The organism is Candidatus Latescibacterota bacterium, assembly GCA_019038625.1.
Taxonomy (GTDB): Bacteria; Krumholzibacteriota; Krumholzibacteriia; order Krumholzibacteriales; family Krumholzibacteriaceae; genus JAGLYV01.
Genome location: JAHOYU010000124.1, coordinates 1 through 1585 on the forward strand (window position 1 = coordinate 1; position 1585 = coordinate 1585).

The window sequence follows — 1585 nt, forward strand, 5'->3', positions numbered from 1 at the left end:
AGTCTGTTTAGCCCGGTTCTCCGCCACTAGCAACTCCGCCGTTTCCCATCCCCACGCAAGAAATTTCCCCCACCTCTCATCTCGACCAAAGGGAGAGATCTCTTCGCGCAGAAAAACATATCCTAATCACAACGGATTGAATGAGCGAAAGAATATTCGCGTGTATTGACGTGCATTCGCGGTTAATCTAATTAAGGGCCAGAAGAACCAACCGCTAACGTACGCTAATGAACGCGAATTGACTCTGGTGGAAACTGTGAATGACGGCAATCAAGACTGATTGATTGATAGTGTAAGAAACCTTCTGTAAAAAGGAGTAGACAAAAGAGGCCATCGTCTGCTCCAATCTTGGTGAAGTCAAAATCAACCAAGACAACAGAAGGAGCGAACGATGACCAAGAACAATTTTGACGGGTATTTGGACGAAATTCAAGAGCATACCGATGAGGATCTTTTCAAGACGATGTTGGAGGTGATGGCGAAGCGTGTGATGGAAGAGGAGCTTTGTCAGCATTTGAACGCTGAGCGCCATGAACGTACGAAGGAGCGCCGAGGCCATCGCAACGGCTACAAGAAGCGCTCACTAAAGACCCGCGTGGGCCAGTTGGCATTGCAAGTACCTCAGGCGCGCGGGGTTGAGCCGTATTCGCCAATGCTGTTCGCCAAATGGCAGCGAACCGAACGCGCTCTTTTGGTGGCGTGTGCTGAGATGTATTTCATGGGCGTATCGACTCGCAAAGTTCGTAAGGTGCTTGAAAAGATGGGCGGTTTTGGACTGTCGGCCTCGACTGTATCGTGCGTGGCCCAGGAGCTGGATGAGAAGCTTGCCGAGTTTCGTGATCGTCGTTTGGACGAGCATCAATGGCCGTATGTCATGGTGGATGCGACCTACGTTAAAGTCCGCAAGAAGGGGCGTGTCGTTAACCAAGCCATCCTGGTCGTTGCGGGCGTTAACGATGCGGGCCGCCGCGAAATTCTTACTTGGCGCATGGCGGATGTGGAATCGGAAGCCACCTGGACTGAGGTGTTTCGCGAACTTAAGCAGCGCGGCCTAAATGGTGTGCAATGGCTTGTCTCGGACGGACATGCCGGAATTAGGGCTGCTGTGCGTACGCAGTTCGCCGGGGTGTCGTGGCAACGTTGCTGGACCCACTTCATGCGCAATGTGTTAGGCCGCGTAGGCCATAAGCATAAAGATGCTTTAGCCAAGGAACTTCGCGCCGCCCGCAAATTCGACGACGTCAAAATCTGTATGGCCGAAGCTGAGCGCGTTTGCGAACGTTGGGAGGGCGATTATCCCAAGGCGGCCAAACAGATCCGCGAACAATTCGAGGAGACCTTGGCGGTACACGAGCTGCCCAGCCAACACCGTAAGCGGGTTTACACAACCAATATGATGGAGCGTCTTATGAAGGAAATTAAACGGCGTACACATGTAGTTGGAATCTTTCCCAACGCTAGCTCCTGCGACCGGCTTGCCGGGGCTCAGTTAATTGAGATGCATGAAAGTTGGCAATGCGCTCGTATGCGCTATCTTGTGATGGACGATTTGGAACAGGCCCAAACGCAAAAGAGAAGGGAAAAC

The 1585-nt window shown here is 52.2% G+C and carries 1 pseudogene; it reads left to right on the plus strand.

From position 1 onward, the window contains the following. The first annotated feature begins 379 nt into the window (after positions 1–379). A pseudogene (locus KOO63_09955) lies at positions 380–1585 on the plus strand (IS256 family transposase).